The 19,986-nt window shown below is 72.5% G+C and carries 10 protein-coding genes; all 10 read right to left on the bottom strand.

From position 1 onward, the window contains the following. Positions 1-71: 71 nt before the first annotated feature. Positions 72-1,721 carry a mechanosensitive ion channel family protein gene (locus MYMAC_RS03060; RefSeq protein ID WP_095956966.1) on the bottom strand — a complete coding sequence of 550 codons (1,650 nt, stop codon included), beginning with the start codon at positions 1,719-1,721 and terminating at the stop codon, positions 72-74. Between the two features lie 200 nt (positions 1,722-1,921). Beyond that, positions 1,922-2,644: a hypothetical protein gene (locus tag MYMAC_RS03055; RefSeq protein ID WP_239989314.1), complete on the bottom strand. Its 723-nt coding sequence runs from the start codon at positions 2,642-2,644 to the stop codon at positions 1,922-1,924. Between the two features lie 47 nt (positions 2,645-2,691). After that, positions 2,692-4,464 carry a hypothetical protein gene (locus tag MYMAC_RS03050; RefSeq protein ID WP_095956965.1) on the bottom strand — a complete coding sequence of 591 codons (1,773 nt, stop codon included), beginning with the start codon at positions 4,462-4,464 and terminating at the stop codon, positions 2,692-2,694. 40 nt (positions 4,465-4,504) lie between these two features. Beyond that, the gene (locus MYMAC_RS03045; protein WP_095956964.1) at positions 4,505-6,427 is read right to left on the bottom strand and encodes a HEAT repeat domain-containing protein; all 1,923 of its coding nucleotides are present in this window, start codon (positions 6,425-6,427) and stop codon (positions 4,505-4,507) included. Between the two features lie 78 nt (positions 6,428-6,505). Next, a complete protein-coding gene (locus MYMAC_RS03040; RefSeq protein WP_239989312.1) occupies positions 6,506-8,686 on the bottom strand; it encodes a hypothetical protein in 2,181 nt (726 codons plus the stop codon). Positions 8,687-8,899: 213 nt separating this feature from the next. After that, on the bottom strand, positions 8,900-10,573 hold the full coding sequence (locus MYMAC_RS03035) for a trypsin-like serine peptidase (protein ID WP_095956962.1): 1,674 nt from the start codon (positions 10,571-10,573) through the stop codon (positions 8,900-8,902). A gap of 129 nt (positions 10,574-10,702) precedes the next feature. Then, positions 10,703-12,922: a SpoIID/LytB domain-containing protein gene (locus tag MYMAC_RS03030; RefSeq protein WP_095956961.1), complete on the bottom strand. Its 2,220-nt coding sequence runs from the start codon at positions 12,920-12,922 to the stop codon at positions 10,703-10,705. Between the two features lie 3 nt (positions 12,923-12,925). Further along, entirely contained in the window at positions 12,926-17,644 is a 4,719-nt protein-coding gene (locus tag MYMAC_RS03025) for an alpha-2-macroglobulin family protein (protein ID WP_095956960.1), read from the bottom strand. Continuing rightward, entirely contained in the window at positions 17,641-19,209 is a 1,569-nt protein-coding gene (locus MYMAC_RS03020; protein ID WP_204817344.1) for a hypothetical protein, read from the bottom strand. Before MYMAC_RS03020 ends, MYMAC_RS03025 begins: the two co-directional genes overlap by 4 nt. Further along, complete coding sequence (locus MYMAC_RS03015; RefSeq protein WP_095961453.1) at positions 19,206-19,970, bottom strand: DUF1175 family protein; 765 nt, start codon at positions 19,968-19,970, stop codon at positions 19,206-19,208. The genes MYMAC_RS03020 and MYMAC_RS03015 overlap by 4 nt, the downstream gene beginning before the upstream one ends. Positions 19,971-19,986: the final 16 nt, after the last annotated feature.

Below are 19,986 nucleotides of genomic sequence, written 5' to 3'. Positions count from 1 at the left end.
CCCGCGCGGCGCTCGCGGCAAACGGGGCCTGCCCGGCGGGGCCTCCCCGCGGGGCCCCGACGAGACGAGGCTCAGTCCTGGCGCCTGGTCGGCACCACGACGTTGGCGCCCGCCTGCCCGGTCAGCGGCACCACGCCGAGCGTGACGGCGGCGCTGTCCTGGGCGGCCGCGTGGGTCGCCTCGGCGCGCAGCAGCGGCAGCCCGTGCGGCTGCTTCTGGAGGAACTCGATGAGCTTCTCGCGCACGACGCAGCGCAGGTCCCACGCCTTGCCGGAGTCCGCCGCGCTCACGAGCGCGCGCAGCTTCATGGTCCGCTCGGTGCAGTCCGTCACCTGGAGCCCCGCGACCTTGCCGTCCCAGTACGCGGCGCCGTCCGTCTCGCAGATGCGCCGCAGCTCGGCGCGCACCGCCGGCACGTCGGTGCGGAAGTCCGCGAAGATCTCCGCCGTGCCCATGATGTCCGGCGACACCTTGCTCCAGTTCTGGAAGGGCTTGTCCAGGAAGTGGCTCATCGGCACCACCAGCCGGCGCAAATCCCACACCTTCACGACGATGTACGTGAGGGTGATTTCCTCCACCCAGCCCCACTCGTTCTCCACGATGACGGTGTCACCGATGCGCACCGGCTGGGTGATGGAGAGCTGGATGCCCGCCAGCAGCGTGGAGATGGACTTCTGCGCGGCCAGGCCGAGCACCAGGCCGGCGATGCCCGCGGAGGCCAGCAGCGACACGCCCACGTTGCGCACCGCCTCGAACTGGAGCAGCAGCAGCGAGCCCGCCACCAGCACCACGGCGCACTCGATGACCCGGCGCATGACGGCGAGCTGCGTGCGCAGCCCACGCACGCGCGCCACGTCCTGGCCCTCCGTGCCCACGCGGTGCTCCATGAAGCCCGCCGCCAGCCGCACGAAGCGCATCAGGAACCACGCCACCGACGCGATGACGAGCGAGCGCGCCCCCAGGTCCACCAGGTGCTGCGCGGGCGGGGGCAACAGCAGCAGCCGCGAACCGGACGCCACCATCACCGCCGCCACGGGGTGGCGCAGCGGTCCCCGCCCCGCCGACACCAACTGGTCATCCCAGCCCGAGTTCGTGATGCCCGTCGCGCGGGCGCCCACGCGCAGCGCCACCGCCTCCGCCAGCCGGCCCGCCAGCCACGCGGCCAGCAGCAACACGCCCAGGCCCAGCCACTGCCACAGCTCCAGCACCCACAGCGGCCGCACGAAGAGCAGCGGCGGCAGCTTCTCCAGCACGGGCGAGCCGTACACCGTGAAGAGCGAGTCGATGGCGCGCACCGTGTCCTCGCTGACCACCCAGATGGGGCCCTCCGGGCTCTCCACGCGCTGCAGGCGGATGTCCACCGAGCCGCGCGGCAGCGGAATCTGTCCCAGCGAGTCGTAGACGGGGTCCGCCGGGTCGCCCTCCGGGCTCTGGCTGATCTTCGAGAAGTCCAGCCACAGCATCCGGTCCAGCACGAAGACGAGCCGCCGCGCCAGCCGCAGGCCCTCCTCCGCCTGCTTCTCCGGCGGCAGGTGTGACAGCGACAGGTAGTGGGGCGCGCGCGCCGCGTCTCGCGTGTGCGCCGCGTCCAGGAAGCCTGACGCTGTCGCCATGGGCGTGCGCCGGTCCACGTCCGCCGGGGGCTCGCCCAACCCTCCATTCAGCGCGAGCCCTGGCAGGGGCAGCAGCAACATCAGGAGCAGGGCGAGGCCACGGCGCATGTCGTTTCCTTCTTGGACGGCGGGAATATGATTTGACGTCCAACAATCACGAACGACACGGACTGTCCAGGGCCCACGTCACGCCGCGTCACGGCGGACCGGCTGCCGGGCATGCGAGCGGGGGCACGAAGGCTCGCGACAGGACACGGGGCGGAGCGTCCCCCTCCGCGCGCTCCACCCCGCATCCGTCCCCCGGCCGCTCAGGGCGTGCAGGCGCCGTAGGCCACGCTGGTGCAGCCCACATCACCGCACCGCGTCCAGCGCGTGCATCGCATGGCCTCGAAGTCGCCGAAGGCCCGCACGCTGGTGGTGCGCCGGCCCTCGCCCTCCGTCTCCACGCACATCTCGTAGTCGGTGATGGGCGTGCCCGGGACTTCGAAGACGCGCTCGCCGGGAGACAGCATGCCGCTGCTGGTCGCGCAGTCCAGCGCGTCCGCCGCGGACCGCGCCCGCACCTCCACCACGCGGACGGCGCACAGGTTGGCGTCCTGGATGCCCACCGCGTACAGGGCGCCGGTGTCGTCGCAGGTGAGCGCGGCCACGGACTGGCAGTTGCCGCTGACGCAGACGCCGCCCGGGTTGCAGACCTGGTTGCCGGAGGACACGCAGCACGCCTCGCCCACGTCGCCACAGTTGCGGCAGCGCTCGCCGTTGGAGCCCATGACACACATCAGCGAGCCATTGCACGAGGTGACAGCGGCGTTGACGCAGCACACCGCGCCCTCGCCTCCGCAGGGCTCGCACTTGCCGCTGTTGCATGCGAGCCCGGCGTTGCAGCTGGCGGAGCTCGTTCGGCACTCGCAGCCCTGGGTGCCGTGCCGGCTGGAGTCACACGTCGAGGAGCCCGTCTGGCAGCCACCACAGCCCGCCAGGAAGGCCAGGAACACCATCACCAACCACCGCATGGGTGAGTTCAGTTTCACGAGGAGAGTCCTTGTTCTCAGAGAGGAAATCGGTCCAGACGCGCGGCTCATGGGCACAGCACCAGTTGGACGCGCTCGCCCAGCTCGCTCACGGCCAGGACCAGCGCCCCGTAGTCGTCGGAGAGCGTCACCGCCTCCACGACGCGGTAGCCGGCCTTGGACAGCTCCGCCGGGAGCAGGTCGTCCAGCACCGTGACGGACTTGCCATCCGGCGACGCGAGGTAGGCCGTCTGGTATTTGCCGTCCTCGGACAGGGCGTTGGCCAGCACCCAGCCGGCGTCGTTGATGGACACCGCGCGCCCGGACACGTAGCCCTTGGGCAGCGGCAGCCAACGGAGCTCCCGCTCCTCCGACCAGAGGAAGGGCTTGAGCTGCTTGTCCGCGTCGCGGGCCGTGCCCACGAAGTCGCCCACGTCGTTGAGCGCGGTGAAGTCGGACTCGACGTCCAGCAGGACCTTCACGTCCTTGCCGTAGATGCGCGCGGCGCGCGGCCCCCGCTCCGTGTCGAGCGTCGCCGCCACCTGGCCCAGGGCGTTGAAGAAGACGCGGCCGGGAGCCACCTCCGACAGGCCCGGGTGCTTCGCCGGGCCCAGCTCGTCCACGCGGTAGAGGCTCCACGGCTCGTCCGGGTCGCGCACCAGCAAGGTGCCGTGGGAGTTGGCCGTCACCGCCTCCCAGCCCTCCAGCCACTGCTCCGCGCCGCCCTTCAAATCCTCCGCGCGCATCCGGAACGCGCTCGGGCCCTTGGACGTGTACGCCGTGCCGAACAGGTCCCCCACCGTGTTGACGCCCGCCACCCACGCCTGCTCCACGCCCAGCAGCTCGTTGAGCGGGTACACCTCCGCGTCGGGCGTGAAGAGGAAGTCCGTCCCCTTCTCCTTCAGCCGGGCCACTGCGGAGCACTGCTTGAGCTGGTACAGGGGCTCGTAGATCATCGGGAGCACGAACCACTTCGTGAAGTCGTAGGCCAGCGTGGGGCAGTCGCGCAGGCCCACCTTCAGGCTCTTGCGGACGCCGCCGGACGCGCCATAGATGACGGTGGGGCCCTTCCAGTGCGGCGGCAGCCGGAGCGTGAAGCGCGCGCTGCGCTGGCCCTCGGGGACGCGCACGTTCAGCACGCCCACGCTCGCGTCCACGCTCATCAGGTCCACCAGGGTGCCGCCGGTGGGCGCGGGGCTGCCGAGGTACACCGTGCCCGACAGCTCCGACGCGCGCCAGGACGGGCAGCGGCTGCTCGGCACGGAGACGACCATCGACGACAGCCGGGGCCGCGGGACGCCGCCGTAGGCGACGAACTGCTTCACCTGGACGTCCTCGGTGAAGTCGAAGTCGAAGACGATGGTCTTGTAGCCGCTCACCTTCGCGCTGGAGCCCGGCGCCAGGGTCAGCTCCACGTTGTGGGGACAGGCGGCGCTCTCGCAGTAGGGGTCATCCGCGCCACGCACCTGCCGGGCATAGGCCTTCAGCGTCCCCCGCACGCGCGTCACGTAGGTGGAGTCCCCCAGGTTGTAGCGGCTGGGCAGGCGGTCATCGAAGGTCCAGGTGATGACGTTCCCGGAGCGCGAGCCGTGCATGTGCAGCACCAGGTCCGAGTTGAGCCCGAACTGCCGCGCGGGCACGTTGAGGTTCAGCGTGTTCGCCGCCTTGGGCAGCAGCCAGTAGCCGGTGGCGTAGTCGTTGCCCTTCACGCGGATGCGCGCGGCGTTGAGCCGGATGTTCGTGCCGCGCCACACGTCGTCCACGACGTCCGCGTGGGCGGCGGGTGCCAGGAGGAAGCCAAGCAGGGCCAGGGGCAACAGCCCGTTGAGACTGTGTTTCATGAGGACCTCGACTGCGGTGGGTGGGTTGAAGCAAGGTGGCTCAGCCGCCCCGGCTGGCCGAGACCTGGGCCATCAGCGCCAGGACGCGGGCCCGGGTGGCGGGCTGCTGGCCGGGACGGACCGCGAGGGCCTGGAGCATCCGGAGGACGGCGACGCTGTCATCCATGCGCGGGGTGAGGACGTTGAGCAGCGCGGCCTCGGCGCCCGGCGCCAGGTGTCCCGCCACGACCCAGCCGCTCAGGCGCTCCAGCTCGGAGCCACCCAACGTCCGGGCGTTCAGCGCGTCCAGCAGCGCGCCTTGCACGGCGCGCTCCGGCTCGGACAGCAGCGCGTCCAGCAGCATGCGCGTGGCGGTCTCCTGGGGCGCGGTGCGCAGGGCCCCCGCGGCGGCGGAGCGCACCTCGGGCGTCTCGCCACGCAGGTGGGGAGCGGCCAGGTCCATGACGCGCTCGGCGCGGCTGTTGCCCAGCGCGCGAAGGGAGTGCTCCAGCGACTCGGCGCTGTCCGCCCGCGCCAGGGCGTCCTCCAGCGGGCGCAGGAGCTCGGCCGCCACCGGGCTGCCCGCGGGCAGGTGCGAGACGACGGCGCCCAGGGCGTAGGCGGACGCGCGCTCGGTGGCGACGTCACCGGCGGCCTGGGCTTCGGTGTGCATCCGCGCCAGCAGCCGGCCCGTCTCGGGCTCCGGCTCGCGCAGGAACCCCGCGCGCTGGACCATCAGCCCGTGCGCGCCGGCGTGCTCACGGGCCTCCGAGGAGACAATCAGCTCGCGCAGCGTGGCCTGGGCCTGCGCGTGCCCGGCGCCAGCGAGCAGGTCCAGCATCAGCTCGCGCATCGCGGGGGACGTGCCCTGCTGGAGGAACAGTTGGCCCAGCTCGCCGGCCCGGTGGGGCTCCAGCTTGAGCGCGGCGATGGCCCGCCGCGCGAAGCTGCCCAGCTCCGGGATGCCGGCGGGGTCGGTGGCGGTCGCCAGCACCTGGAGCGCGGCGTCCACCGTCATGCCGTCCGCCTGGCTGGTCGTCAGCGCCAGCTCTTCGTCCCCCTCGAAGGCCACCTGCGACGGCGCGCGGACAAGGGGCTTGTCCTCCGTGGCCGGGGGCAGCGGCTGCTGCTGCCGCGAGGCGAACGCGAGGCGCAGGCGGACGCGCCGCGACACCAGCGGGCGGCCGTCGGTGTGCGTGGCGTCCAGGATTTCGTCATGGGACACGCCGGCCAGGAAGTCGTCCGGGTCCCGGTCGAAGTGCGTGAGCGAGCTCAGCGTCTGGCGGAAGGCCGGCGCCGTGGCGGCGGCCCGCAGGGACTGGTAGCGCGCGCGGCGGCGCGTCAGGCGCGCGGCCTCGCCGTCGAACTGGAAGCGCGCCTCCACCTCGCCCGCCTGCGTGGACTCGACGGCGCTCCACTCGGCGGCGTCGCGCAGCTCGGTGGGGAACAGCTCCGCCGCCAGCGTCTGCGCGACCTGACGGAACATGGGCGGCTCCGCGTCGGAGAACCGGACGGCCAGGAGCGCGCCCCGGGCGTCCAGCTCCAGCCACGCCGACGCCGTCTGGGGCAGGTGCGCCCGCACCGCCTCCGCATCAGGGAAGAGCGCCTGGCCGGAGAGCGTCGCGTCGTGCCGCTCCAGCCGCTTCACCGCCAGCCGCACGCGTGCGCCGTTCGCGCGGACCTCCAGCGCCTGGAGCGTCAGCTCGCCCTCCAGGCTCAGGGCGACGTCCATCGCCTGGGGCGCGTCCCCCTGCTGCGGGACGGGGAGCGCCACCCGCTGCAGGTCGTTCCAGATGAAGTGGTACGTGCGCGCCTCGCCCACGGTCCACCGGTACAGCGGCAGCCGGGAGGCGGCGGCGGGCGCGGCGGCGTCCACGGCCTCCGTCGCGGCGGAGTGGAAGTAGGACCACATGGGCACCGCGCCCGCGAGCAGCAGGGTGGTGGTCAGCGCGGCCGTGCGGACGGCGAGCCTCGAGCGACGCATGAAGGACTCCAGACAGGAAGGGAAAGGGGCCGCCGCGGCGGCGGATGGACACGCCGCGGCGGCCTGGGGTGACACGGACTAGTAGACGCGGACCAGCGGCAGCGACTTGGACTCGTCGTAGATGTTCCAGGTGTTGCCGAAGCCGTTCCAGCTCACGATGGTCACCTCGCCCTTCAGGAAGGCGAGCTCACCGAAGAGCTTGATGCTGCCGTCCAGGAAGCGCAGCTCGAGGTCGAGCTTCGACGAGGCCCGCAGGAACAGCGTGTTCGGGTTCGTCGGGTGCGAGGGCGAGCTCAGGTACAGGCCGATGTCGCCGTAGAGCGGCACGTTGACGCGGGTGATGAGCAGCTCACCCCTCACGCCCACCTGGAGGCCCGGGACGCCGATGCCCACGGACGCGAAGCCCTTGACCGCGGCGAACGGGGTGATGGTCCCGTACAGGTCCACGCCCAGCAGGTCCTCTTCACACCTGCGGCTGACCGCGCCGCCAATGTTCATCTTCACGCCCGCCTCCGCGGACAGGCCGCCCTGCACCGTGACGGGGACGAAGACGATGACGAAGGTCGTGGAGGCCTTCGCGGCGTCGCTCTCGAAGACGGGCTTGCCCTCGTAGAAGGTGACGCGCAGCGGATGGTGCTGGTCGTGGCTGTAGAGGGAGATGCCCAGCACGCGCGCGTCCAGCTTGAGGCGGATGCCGTTGCCCTCCGTGCCGGCCTCGCCGCTCACGTGCGCCACCTCGTGACGGGTGGAGCTGAACACGTTGGCGTAGGCGTTGAACTCGCCGTAGAGCCGCACGTCGCTGTCACACCAGGCGCCCCCGGCCTTGTTGCGCAGGTCCGAGCCCGGCTGGAGGTACTCCCAGCCCGCCGTGTAGTCGTAGCCGCCGCCAAAGGTGGCATCGCCCGCGTAGCCGCTGTCGCTGGACTCCCCGCCGTGCCGGACCTCGGCCGTGGGCGGGTTCGTCGGCGTGTCCAGTCCCTGGATGTATTGGCCGTAGATGGCGATGTACTTCGCCAGCAGCGACGAGGAGAGGGTGTAGTCCTTCTGGTCCAGACCCTCCACCTTGAGCTTGTCCGCGTTGCGCACGAAGCTCTCCGGCCCGAAGTCGTTGCCCGTCAGGAAGAGACACGCCTGCAGGTCGGCCTCGCGGCGCGGGGCCATGGCGGCCTCCAGCATCGTCTTGTAGCGGCGGGGGCTCCAGTCACACACCGTGGGGCCCCGGGCGTCGAGGCAGCCGTCCTTCTGCGCCTTGACCAGCGACGCCTCGATGGCCTTGTCCAGCCCGTACAGCCGCTCCGCGGTCTGCTTGTCCAGCTCCTCCGTCTTGTGGTCACGCGCGCGGAGAATCTTGGAGGCCCGCTGCCACTCCGCGTAGACGGCGGCGCGCTGGTTCAGCAGCGCGGAGAAGGACTCCTGCTCCACCTGGGCGTGGTTCAGCACGTCATCGGGGACCTGGCTGAACTGCTCGGACTGCTTCTCGTGCCACTCGTCGGACGGGGTGACCCAGTTGCGCGCCTCCACGTTGTCGGCCAGCTTCGCCGCCTCGGACTTGAAGACGTAGCCTTCAATGCCCTTCGGGTAGGGGCCGGGCGTGAAGCGGAAGTACGCGTTCTTCGCCGTGCGCTGCTCGCCCCAGATGGGGGCCAGCTTCGCCTGGTCCCGGCTGTAGAGGGTGCGGTGCGCGATGCCGCCCTTGTCGAAGGCCGCCTTGAAGAAGGCGCGGTAGTCCTCGCCGTAGCGCCCCGCCTCCCGCTCGAAGCGGCTGAAGTCGAGATACTTCTCCTCGACGAACTCCTGGCAGGACGTCACCTGGGTGCCGTCCTTCTCCCAGCTCCGAATCCGGGACAGGTAGGCCTCCTCGTCCTTCGACAGGTTCTCCAGGTTCTTGCGGTAGAGAATCTGCCCCTTGAGCACCTGCCCCATGATGCTCTGGTCCATGCCCTGGAAGCGCGTGCGCTTCGGGACGTGGGCCTGGTAGGCCACCGTGTCCACCCCACCGCCCAGCTCCTCGGGCAGCAGCGCCAGGCGCTTGGGAGCTGCCTCCCAGCCCGCCTTCCACTCCGCCTCCACCAGGTCCTGGCAGTACGCGTCGTGGACGCCGCCGCAACTGCTGGCGCGGTAGTCGACGTCCACGCACTGCTGCAACGTGGGCTTGGGGCAGTCCTGCGCGAAGCTCGCGGGCGCGGCCAGCACCGTGGCGGACAAGCCCGCCCAGCGAAGCTGACGGCGTAGCTGTTTCGTGTGTTTCCGCTGATTCATGTAGCGCATCGTCCTTGTTGAGGGACCGGCTCCGGGCTCGGCCCGGCGGGGGCCCAGAGCACGGCGCGTGCCGGAGGCGCTCCACCCGCGCTCCAGAGGGAGGCCACGGGGAGCGCGAGGACACGCGGGCAACAAGGGGATGCGAGGTGTTGTCTGCGAAGCTACGGGCGCGGGCGGCGGCCAGGCCACCCGCGCCCCTGCTGCGTCAAGCGGCTACTCGACGGTCCACGTCACGGTGCCGCTGCAGCTGTTGCTGGAATAGCAGCCAGCGCGAATCTGCAGGGTGGTGGCGGTGGTCGCCTGGTAGGACAGGGTGGAGCCCAGGCCGCCGCCACAACCGTCGTCATTCGCGGCCACCTGCGTGGTGCCGTTGAAGAGCCGCAGGTAGGTGTCGCCGGAGTAGCTGCCGCAGGTGCTGACGGTGATGCTCTGGCCCGCGGCGATGTCGACCGACTCGTTGACGGTGTTCCGCTGGGCGCTGTTGGTGTTGCTGGCGCTGAAGTTGAAGCTGCCCGTGCTGGGCTCGGGCTCCGGGTCGGTGCCCGTCAGGGTCCAGGCGACGCTGCCGCTGCAGCTCCCCGTGGAGTAGCAGCCGGAGATGATGGCGAAGTCGCCGTCGGTGGTGGCGGTGTAGGTGATGCTGGAGCCACGGCCGCCGCACGCGTCGTCGTTGACGGCCACCTCGACGCCAGCGGGGTTGCGCAGGCGCAGGAACGTGTCACCGGAGAACGAGGCGCCCGTCAGGCCGCACGTGGCGATGGTGAGGGTCTGCCCCGACGTCATCGCGATGGAGTAGTTGGTGGTGTTCTGCTGCGCGCTGTTGGTGTTGCTGGCGGAGTAGGTGAACGGGTTGCTCGGCGCCGGCGGAGGGGGCGGGGGCGGCGGCGGCGGCGGGGGCGGCTCGGTGGTGCCGCACAGGCGCATGCTGGCGTTGACCGCGCAGTAGTCGTCGATGGCCGGACGCACGTAGGTGATGTCCTCACCCCGGCAGCCCGTGTCCGTGCACTGGTTCACGACGCGGCAGCCGCCCTGGCTGACGTAGTCCGTCTCGCCGCGGACCAGGATGCCGGCCACGGTGAAGGTGTCATTCTCATAGACGCCCGAGCCCGAGTTGCCACCGAAGGTGTCGGTGTTGGCGATGAAGTAGTCCCCGGTGCTGGAGCGGGCGTCACGCACCCAGCCGCCGTCATCAATCTTGAACGGGATGCCGCTGCCGGAGCCAATCACCGTGACGCCCGTGTTCACCGGCAGGGGCGCGCTGCCCGGGCGGATGGGCGCGGGCTCGAAGCGCGGCGCGGCCGAGCGGTCCAGCCGGACGATGGCGTAGTCCAGGTTGCGGCCGTTCACCGTGCCGAGCTGGCGCGTGACGACGGACTGGCAGGAGAAGATGTCCTGCGTCGTCACCGTCCGCAGGCCCGTGGCCGACGTGCGGTAGAAGTTGAAGACGAAGCGCGTGTTCGAGCAGTCCGACGCGCTGATGCAGTGCCCCGCGGTGAGCACCAGGTCGTCGTCGATGAGCGTCCCGGAGCAGAACGCCGAGGTCGGGTCGTCCAGGAAGCGCTGCGTGGAGCAGAGGTTGTAGGCGCTCTGCAGCCGGGCCCCGGTGAAGGTGACGTTGTTGGGATTGGAGGCGTTGAAGTCCGACGGATTCATCAGCGCCACGGTCGACTTCTCCGCGCGCTCACGCAGCGCCGCGTGGTTCGTATAGGCGTAGACGTCCGTGCGGTGGTCCGCGCCGTAGACGACCTCCCGCTCCTGCACTCCCACCTCAGGGGACTTCTCGTCCCCGGAGTCCATTTCGGGAGCCGGGCCACACGCCGCGACCGACACGGAACACAAGAACGCGCCGAACAGCTTCCGGCGCAGGGGGATACGGGTGATGCGCATAGGCGACCACTCCTGCGGATGAGGGCCCGCCAGAAAGGACGGGCGAGCGGCACTCTACGCCCGGCCCTGACATCATTTCACGCAATTCAGTTACAAATTGAACAAGCCAACAAACCCATCAAAAACTTATTACTTGGCTTCACCGCCGTATGCATTTTCGAGCAACACCTCGCTGCGCGTGCCCGCGGCCTTGGCCGCCTCGACGTCCAGGCCCTCGCCGTGGCCCCGGCCGCGGCCCTCGAACACCAGGGCTGCGCCGTTGAACGACGCCGTGCGCGGGCATGACGGCAGCTTCAGTCCTGCGCGCAGCACGTCACACGGAAGGGAGCGCGCGGACTCGAAGGTCGCGGCGCCCTCCGTCTCGGTGCGCAGGTAGTTCACCCGCCCCGCCTCGAAGCGCAGCGACACCAGCCCGCGTCCCAGCAGGCGCTCCACCTCGGCGCGGGGCCGCGACTGCCTCCAGGGCGCCTCCCCGCCCTGGGAGAAGTTCAACCACCTGCGCCACTTCAGCGGCGCCATCCCCAGGGCCTTCGCGTCCTCGGAGCGCACGCGCACGGTGCCGCGGAAGGCCTGGCAGTGCGTGGTGTCACAGACGGGGCGCCGTGGGTGGCGGCTGTGGCTGTGTTGCTCGTTGTGCGCCACCACCCGCGCCAGCGCCACGCGGGCCTCGCCCGTCAGCGTCACGTCCTCGGCGGCCACCACGCCCGCGGTGTATTGCAGCCGCGTGGTGCGGAAGACGAAGTCGGAGCCGCGCCGCGCCTTCATCGCGCTGGGCGTGGTGGGGACCCCCGGCGGTGGACGGTACGGCGGCGGCGTGGAGGTGATGAAGACGCCCGCGTAGTCACGCCCTTCGTCCGGACCGCCAGGGAAGCGCACGCGCCAGGGCGCGCCCAGGCACACCGCCGCGCCGCGCTTCGTGAGCGAGGCCAGCGGCGCCCAGGCCTCCGCGCCCAGGCGCGGCACCCCGCCCTCCAGCGCGAAGCCGGCGCCAGCGCACCGCGCCTCCACGTCACCCGGCGGCAACAGCCCCAGCACCTGCACGCGCGCGGCCTCCAGCCCGGCCTGCTTGCGCGCGCGCGCCAGCGCCCTGGGCACCTCCTCCGCGAACTGGCGAGGCATGGCCCCCGGCCGCATCACCACCACCACGAGGTCTGTGTCCACGGCGGCAATCCAGCCGAACTGGGGCCGGCTCGCCGCGTCGCGCACGGTGCCCGTCTTGGTGGCCACGCCCGCCAGCGCCTTCGACGCGGGCAGCTCCGCCAGCGTGCCGCGCGCGGCGTTGTCCGCCAGCAGCGCCACCACGTCCGGCCGGGCCTCGGCCAGCAGCCGGTAGGCCTGCGCCACGCCCCAAGGGGACACGGCCAGCGTGGAGCGCAGCCCTATCGCGTCCGCCATGTCGTCCGGCGAGCCCGTCAGCCCCACCGCGCGCAGCACCGGCCCCCACGCGCCGAAGGCCCTGGGCGCCGAGCCCCGCGCCTCCCAGTCCAGGAAGTAGCCATTGCACGAGCGCAGCAGCGCGGTGCGCGCGTCCACCTTCGCCGGCAGCCCGGCCCCACACGCCCACTCCTGGACGCCCGCGCGCGGCGGGAGCACCGGGTGCGCCGCGCCGGCCGCGTACAGGAAGGGCTTGAGCACCGAGCCATACGGCAGCGCGCGCCGCACGTCGCCCTCCGCCAGCAGCACCTCGCCCGAGTGGCGGCTCACCACCACCGTGGCGGGCTTCGCCTCGCGCACGCCCACGCCCGCCAGCTCGTCGATGGACAGCGGCGACGCCCACCGCGCGCCGTCCTGGCACTGTCGCAGCCTGCGCGACAACGCCGGGGGAAAGCCCGTGGACTCATCCAGCAGTCGCGCCAGCGCGCGCCGGGCCCGGGAGGTGTCCACCGCCGGCGCCGCCGCCAGCTCCGCCGCCGCGCGGGACAGCGACAGGTAGGGCCCCTCCCGCCACGCGGGCAGCTCGCCGCTCACCGCCAGGGCGAAGGCTTCGTGGAAGAGGCGGTCCTCGCTGGCCTGGGGACACGCCCACCACAGGAGCTGGTGCGCCAGCTCGTGCCGGAGCGCCAGCCGCAGCCGCGCATCCAGCGCGCCCGGCGTGTTCTGCCGCAGCTCCACCAGCCCCGGGCGTCCCTGGCCGTTTCGCTGGGGCGTCAGCGCCGCGCCCTTCTGGAGGACGATGGAGGCCGGAGGCTTCACCGGGGCGCCTCCCGCCTCCTGGACGTAGCGCGTCTCCAGCGCCTTCCAGGCTCCCTCCGCCTCGCGGCGCAGCTCCGCCTCGGGCGTCACGTCGCCGCGGGTGACGAAGGTGGGGGTGGCCGCGAGCAGCACGGCCACCGTGACGGCCAACCCCATGGACTACAGGTCGCCCTGGCGCTTCTTGGAGGGCACCACCTTCAGCGAGTCCGCGGCCGTCCGCCCGTGGATGCTGGCGGCGTACATGTCCTCGATGCGCGCGGGCGGCGCGGAGAAGGTGCCGGCGAACTGCGCGCGCAGCACGTAGCCCACGGTGCGCGGGCTGTCGCTCCACCACGCCGGCTCCTCGAAGAAGAAGGTCGCCCGCTCCGGGTCGAGCACGCGGCGCTTGAGCGCCTCGGGCACCAGCGGCAGCGCGTGCGGCGGGCCGCGGAAGGCCTTGTCCTCCTGGAGCGGCACGAAGCCCGCGGGCACCGCGTCCTCCACCACGTAGTACGCGGAGCGCACGCGGTGGTCGCCGCGCGCGTCCAGCGTCAGCTCCACGTAGACCTCCTCGCCCTGGGCCACGGTGTCACCGGCGGAGAGCCGCACCTTCCCGCCCTCGCGCAGCGCGTAGTAGGCGCGCTGGATGGACATGCCCTCCGCCTTCGGCTGCACGGCGGACAGCGGGGTGCGCGTGGTGGCGCGCAGCGTGGCCACGCCGTCGAAGCCGCCCACGTCCACGGCGCGGGTGCCCGGCTCCAGCACCGCCACCAGGCCCAGGCCACGCGGGGCGAACTTCACCGGCGCCTTCACGCCCTTCACCTCGGGCGCCTTCATGCCCCGCATCGCCTTGGCGTCGCGCTCCAGCAGCCACAGCGAGTGCAGGAGCGCGGTGCTCCGGTCGAAGGTGGACAGGCCGGGCTCGGACAGCAGCTCCAGGATGCGGCGGCGCGCGCGGGTGACGTCCAGCGTGCCGAACGAGGCCGCGTGTGCGGCGATGGCCGTCATGCCCACGCGGCGCAGCGGGAAGCGGAAGAAGGCCTCGGACTGCTCCAGCGGCTGGCCCGGCTTCAGCGAGGCCAGCGTGGCGTAGCCCTGCGCGCTGCGCGCCACCAGCGCATTGACTTGGGACTGGAGCGCGGGCTCCTTCATGACGCCCGCCTTCTCCGCGGCCAGCACCGCCAGGGCCAGCGGGTACAAGTCCCCGCCCTCCGCGCCCTGCACCAGCGCCCGCACGCGCGCGGCCTGCTTGGGGCCCTCCAGCCGCGCCAGCACGTAGGCGCGGGTGGCGTCGTACTCGGGCGGCAGGCCCTCCTGCGCCTCCAGCCAGCGCGCGCTCTCCACGATGCGCGGGTCGGCGCGGTCCACCAGCCCCGCCTCGGCCGCGTAGGCCAGGCCGTCCAGCGCGATGAGCGTCAGCGGCAGGCTCGGCGTCTCGTAGCCGCCGAACCAGGTGAAGCCGCCGCCCTTCACCGACAGGTCGAGGATGCGCGCGGTGCCCTGCACGGAGCGGCTGCGCGCCTCCGCCAGCAGCGCCTGCGTGTCCGTGTCCAGCTTCGCCAGCGCGCCCGCCTTCTGGAGCACCTGGTACACCGCCACGTTGGGCACGGTGGTGGACACGAGCTGCTCCAGGCAGCCGTAGGGGTACGTGAGCAACTCGCGCACGTTGGACAGCGCCGCGTCCACGATGGACGGCTGCAGCACCAGCTCCACGCGCGCCAGCGTCGCCTCCCTGGGCGCGGGCACCTCCAGCGCGCCGCCGCCCCAGGCGCTCACCTTCACCTCGTCCTCCACCGCCGCGGGCCCCACCTCGAAGCGCTTGAGGTCCTTCAGCGGGTCCTTGCCGCCAGCGACGTTCACCATGAGCTGCGCGGCGCCGGTGGACGCGGCCTTCAGCGTCAGCGGCACCACCTGCTCACCGCCCTTGGCCAGCTCCACCTTGTGCGCGGCCTGGTCCGCCTTCAGCGCGCCCAGCGACGCCAGCTTCACGTCCAACAGCTGGCTGGCCGGCGACTTCTCCCCGGCCGACAGGCGCACGGAGGCGAGCGCCTCGTCGCCTTCACGCAGGAACTGGGGCAGCGCGGCGTAGAGGTTGAGGCCGCCGCGCGTGGCGAACTCGGAGGTGCCCTCGCCGAAGCGGCCGGAGGTGTCCGCCGCCACCGCCGTCACCACCCACAGCGTCTGGTTGGAGGGCAGCGTGAAGCGCACCGTGGCGCGGCCGTCCCGGTCCGTCACCACCGCCGGGTCCCAGTGCGCGGTGTCGCGCTCCAGGTCCTTCGTCTGGCGGCTGGGCGGCTTGATGGAGGCGAAGGCGTGGTCCGGCAGGCCCGCCAGCTTCCGCGCCAGCGCCTCGCCGTAGCCGTAGCCCTGGAACTCCGCCGAGAAGAAGTTGGACACGTTGTTGCGCGCCGGCGGGTAGAAGAAGTCCAGCACCTTGGGGCGGAACTCGCTCTGGATGGCGTAGACGGCCTTGTCCACCACGCCCACGGAGAGCTGCGCGACGACGCCGCGGCCCTCGTGGTCCACCACGCGCACGTCAATGGACTGCTCGGTGAGCGGCGTGGCCTCCGCGCGGCGGGGCTGCAGCTCCACCGTGAGGGTGCGCTCGCGCGGAATCACCCGGAAGGCCACCGTGCGCTCCTCCCAGCGGCCCGTGGCCGTGGGGTACGCGACGGACGCGTACACCGCGCTGCCGAAGCGCTTCTCCACGTTGAAGCTGTGCACCAGCGTGCGGCCGGTCAGCTCCACCACCTGCGTGTCGTAGAGCGACGCGCCCGTCAGCGTCACCCACACCGGGCCCGCGTCACGGCCGCCCGAGCCCCAGCTGTCCGGCATCAGCGCCACCAGCTTCGCGGTGTCACCCGGCGCCAGCGTCCCGGACAGCGAGGCCAGCGTCAGGTTGGGCACGCGCGCCACCGGCTCGTCCGCGCCGCCGATGACGAGCAGCGACTCCTCGCCCTGCCACGTCTCCCCGTTCTTGTCCTTCACCACCACGCGCGCCAGCACGGTGCCCACGTCCGAGGTGGGGACCTTCTCACGGTGCGTGCCGTCCGCCGCCGTGGAGAAGGAGCGCTTGCCCAGGCGCGTCTCCGCGCCATCCGCCTTGCGCAGCACGAACTCCACCTCGCCCTGCGTCACGCCGTAGGGCTTGCCCGACAGCGTGGTGGCGCGCACCGCCAGCGTCGCGTCGCCGCCCTTGGCCACCACCGCGTCGGAGTAGCGCGCCAGGCCCAGCACCTCCACCTTCGACAGGAAGAAGGCGGACGTGGCGTTGGCGAAGGTCTCCTGGTCGTCCCGGGCGCGCACGGTGAGCGTGTACCGGTACGGCAGCCGCTCCTCGCCCGCGGCCAGCGCCGGCACCGCCACCTCGACTTCGGCCTCGCCGTTGGCGTCGAAGCCGCTGGCGCTGGACCACGGGTCGTCATACGCGCCGCGCGCCTCCACGGAGGAGTACAGCCGCTCCGGCACGCTCAGCCGGCCCTCCGTGGTGGAGGCGCTGCCGTACGTCACGTCGCTGCCCTGGCCGCCCTTGCCGGCGTCGTCCACCCAGGCGGGCGCGTCCAGCAGGCTCCGGTAGAGGAACACCTCGTACTTCGTGTCGTCGGGCGCGCCACCGGCGTAGCGGCGGGCGCGCACCTTCGCGCGCAGCGTCTGCCCCGGCACCACCGTCTCCGACGCGGGCTCCATCTCCAGATAGAACGTGGGCTTCACGTAGTCCTGCACGCGGGCCTCGCCCTGGTGCGGGTGGCCGTCCACCTCCGCCTCCACGCGCAGCACGCCGGTGCCCAAATCGTCCGGCACCTTCAGCGTGCCGTGGAAGGCGCCGAACGCGTCCACCGCGGCGCGCGTGGTGAGCGCGCGGCCCTCCTGAGACACGAGCTTCACCTGCACCTGGCGCTTCTTGGGCATGAAGAGGCGCGCCAGGAAGGTGTCCGGCTGGCGCACCACGCCGCGGAACTTCACCTCGTGGCCCGGCTTGTAGATGGGCCGGTCGCTGTAGATGAACACGTCCGGCGCCACCGCCAGCGCGGAGTAGAAGTCCGTGTCGACAATGGCCGTGTCCCCGCCCGCCGTCGCCGTGGCGATGACGCGCGGCTCCGACACCTCCAGCGTCACCTCGCCCTTCGCGTTCGTCTTGCCGGCCGGGCCCTTGCCCCTGGGCAGGTACACCTGCACCTCGGCGCCCTCGCGCGGCTGCTGGTCCCGGCCCGCCACGCGCACCAGCACCTGGCCATCCGTCTGCTTGAGCTGCACCGTCAAGTCACTGACGACCAGCACCACCTGCCCCTCCACGCGGCCCTGCACCAACTGCAGCACGTAGGTGCCCGCGGGCAGCGGCGCCAGCGTGACGCGGCGCTCCTGGAAGCCGCTGGGCTCCCGGACCTCGAAGCCGGGGACGTTGAAGTCGCGCTCCGCGCCGCCCAGGTCCAGGTTCAGCCACTGGCTGCGCGCCACCGTGAAGCCGGGCGGCACGCCCACCAGGCGCTCCGGGCCCTCGGCCACCCGGGCCAGCGGCTCACCCGAGCCCCGCGCCTCCGGTGGACGCGGCATCACGTCCCCCACCGCGTCTCGGAAGGCCGGGTTGAGCGTGTCCAGCAGGAACATGCCCGGCGTGCGCACCGCGTTGAAGCCGCGGCTGAGCGCGCGGCCCGGGTTCTTCAGCGTGGGCGGCGTCTGGTACGCGCGCCGCAAGTCCCCCTGGGCGCGGATGAAGGCGTCCAGGTTCTCCGGCTTGAGGACGCGCAGCTCGACGGGGCCCTTGTCCTCGAAGGCGACGTCCACCGCCACCGGCTCCTGGGTGCCGTAGGCGCGCGGGACGGTGATGTAGAGCGGCTTGGCCAGGGCCACGCCGGACAGCATGAGCGCGGACAGGGCCGCCAGTCGGATGAGGCACTTCATGACCCGAAACCTCCAGGAACCAGCGAGTCCCCCTGCACGGTGCCGCGCAGGCCCAGGTACGGCAGCGACTCCAGGTCGCCGCGCGCCGCTTCGATTTCCGGGGGCGCCGCGCTCGGCATGGGCGCGTTGCGGCTGACCCGGAACTCGGACAGGTAACCATCCATGGTGAGCCCGCTGAGCAGCCGGCCCGTGTTCACCCCGAAGGCCACCGAGGTGGGCGCGCGCAGCCCCGCCACCACCGGGCCCGCCGCGTTGAGCAGGTTGGGCCGCTGGCCGGCGCACGCCTTGCGCAGCCGCTCCAGCTCCGCCTCGTTGGACGCCAGCACCACGTGGTTGCAGTGGGTGCCGCGCACCAGCCGGTTGGAGCCACCGGAGAACAGGCCCTCCAGCGCGGCCGCGTCGTCGGTGCGGCCCCACAGCACGGCCAGCTCCACCGGCAGCTTCGCGTCCCCGCGCGGCGTCCACACCAGCGCCACCTGGCGCGTGCGCGTGGGGCCCTTGCCGCCGCCCGCCTCCCAGTAGGCCTTGAGCGTCTGGGCGTCCAACGACTCCGGCAGTTTGAGCTGGAAGGCCAGCAGCACCGGCGTGTCCTCCGGCACCAGCTTGAGCAGGTCATCGGACAGGGGCGCGGCGTCCAGGCGCGCGGGGCCGTCCATCAGCTCGCCCGCGATGCCCCGGCCCACCAGCCGCCCCGCCTCCACGCCAAACTGGAGCCGCGTGCCCGGGGCCAACCCCACCACGCTGGACAGGAGCTGCACCTCGCGGCCGTAGGCCGCCGCGTCATAGCCCAGCTCCACGTCCACGCCGTCCTCGGCCTCCAGCGCCGGCAGCTCCGCGCACAGGCCGTGGAGCACCGCCACCGGGTGACGCGCGAGCACCAGGCGGTCCCGCAGCCGCCCCGCCCACAGCGTCTGCTCCGCCACCAGCCAGCGCTTCAGCTCGTAGGTGGCCTCCGCGCCGCCGCCGGGGCAGTGCGGCGCCGTCATGCCGCCGCGGCTGGCCACGCTGTCCAGCGCCTCGTACGCGGACGTGGCGGCGCGGCCCGGCTTGGGGAGGATGAAGGCCGGCGTGCTGGCCCGCGCGTCACCGGCGAACCACGTCACGCGGAACGGCGCGTCCAGGAGCTGGCCCGCGAAGAGGTCCAGCACCGCGCCCTTGAAGTCCGCCTGGAGGTCCTCGCCGGTGGAGCCGAAGAAGGCGGCCCACGCCCCGACGAAGCCCTGGCCCAGCGGCTTCTGGAGCTGCTCGCGCAGCCACGCGTTGGAGGCCAGCGCGTCCCGCACCTTGCCCGGCTGGTGTACGTCCACCCAGAGGGCGGAGGGCGCGGCGGTGCCGGGCACCTCCAGCGGCTTCATCGAGGGCTCGGGCATGCCGTCCACGCCAGCCCCCGCGCTGGGCGGCCCCTTGCGCTCGCCGCCGAGCAGGTTCGTCACCGTGCCGCCGCCATCGCGGGACTCGCCGCTGCGCCGGCCCAGGAAGAAGGCTCCGGCCACGGCGCCGCCCACCAGGACAGCCACCACGCCGATGAGCAGCGCCTTGGGCGGGCCACTCTTGGGAGATGTCATGACATCCACTCCTTGAAACGGAAGAAGCCGAGGAAGGAAGCGTTCCGAGGCACCGGGCGCCACTCCAGCGGCGCCTCGGTGGCCAGGTTCTGGAGGACGCCGGTGCGCACCGCGGCGCCCTTCTCCCCCGGGTGGTAGACGACGCGCGCGGGGGCGTGGGCCCGGTCCTCCGGGCGCACCACCAACATCAGATGGAAGATGGGGCCCGCGTCCTGCTCCTGGCGGAAGGCGAGCACGTCGCCGGTGCGCAGCGACTCCCGGGTGGCGTCGTCGCGGCCGAGGAGCTGGAAGTTCCGCTGGAGCAGCACCTCCGCGTCCGCGAAGTCCGACGGGCGGCCCCGGCCGTCGCGCCACAGCGGCGTGGACAGGCGCTCCGGAGCGACCTGCTTGTACGCGGAGCGGAAGGCGAAGCGGATGAGGCCCGCGCAATCCCGCTGGTCCGGGTGCCACGCGGCGTCCTGCTCGCGGACCTGCGCCAGGGCCACGCGCGCCACGATGCGGCGGAGCAGCACGTCGCGCGCCTCGGACGCCGGGGATGGCTCCGCATCGTCGGGCCTCGCGGCGGCTGGCGCGGGAACAGGAGGCGGCGCCGTCGATGCGGATGCGTTCGTCCGCACACGGGCCTCGCCAGACGCGGACGCATGCGCCCACACGCCCGCCGTTCCGGACGCGGACGGCGCGGACGTCAGGCCCCCGGCCGCGCCGCTCGACAGGGGCGCGGACGCGTGGAGCAGCAGGAGCACGGGAAGGACGCGGCGCATGGCGGTGGCACCCAAG

The sequence above is a fragment of the Corallococcus macrosporus DSM 14697 genome, assembly GCF_002305895.1.
In the GTDB taxonomy this organism is placed as follows: domain Bacteria; phylum Myxococcota; class Myxococcia; order Myxococcales; family Myxococcaceae; genus Myxococcus; species Myxococcus macrosporus.
The sequence above is the reverse complement of the archived record's forward strand: the minus strand, read 5'-3'. Positions and strand labels throughout refer to the sequence as shown.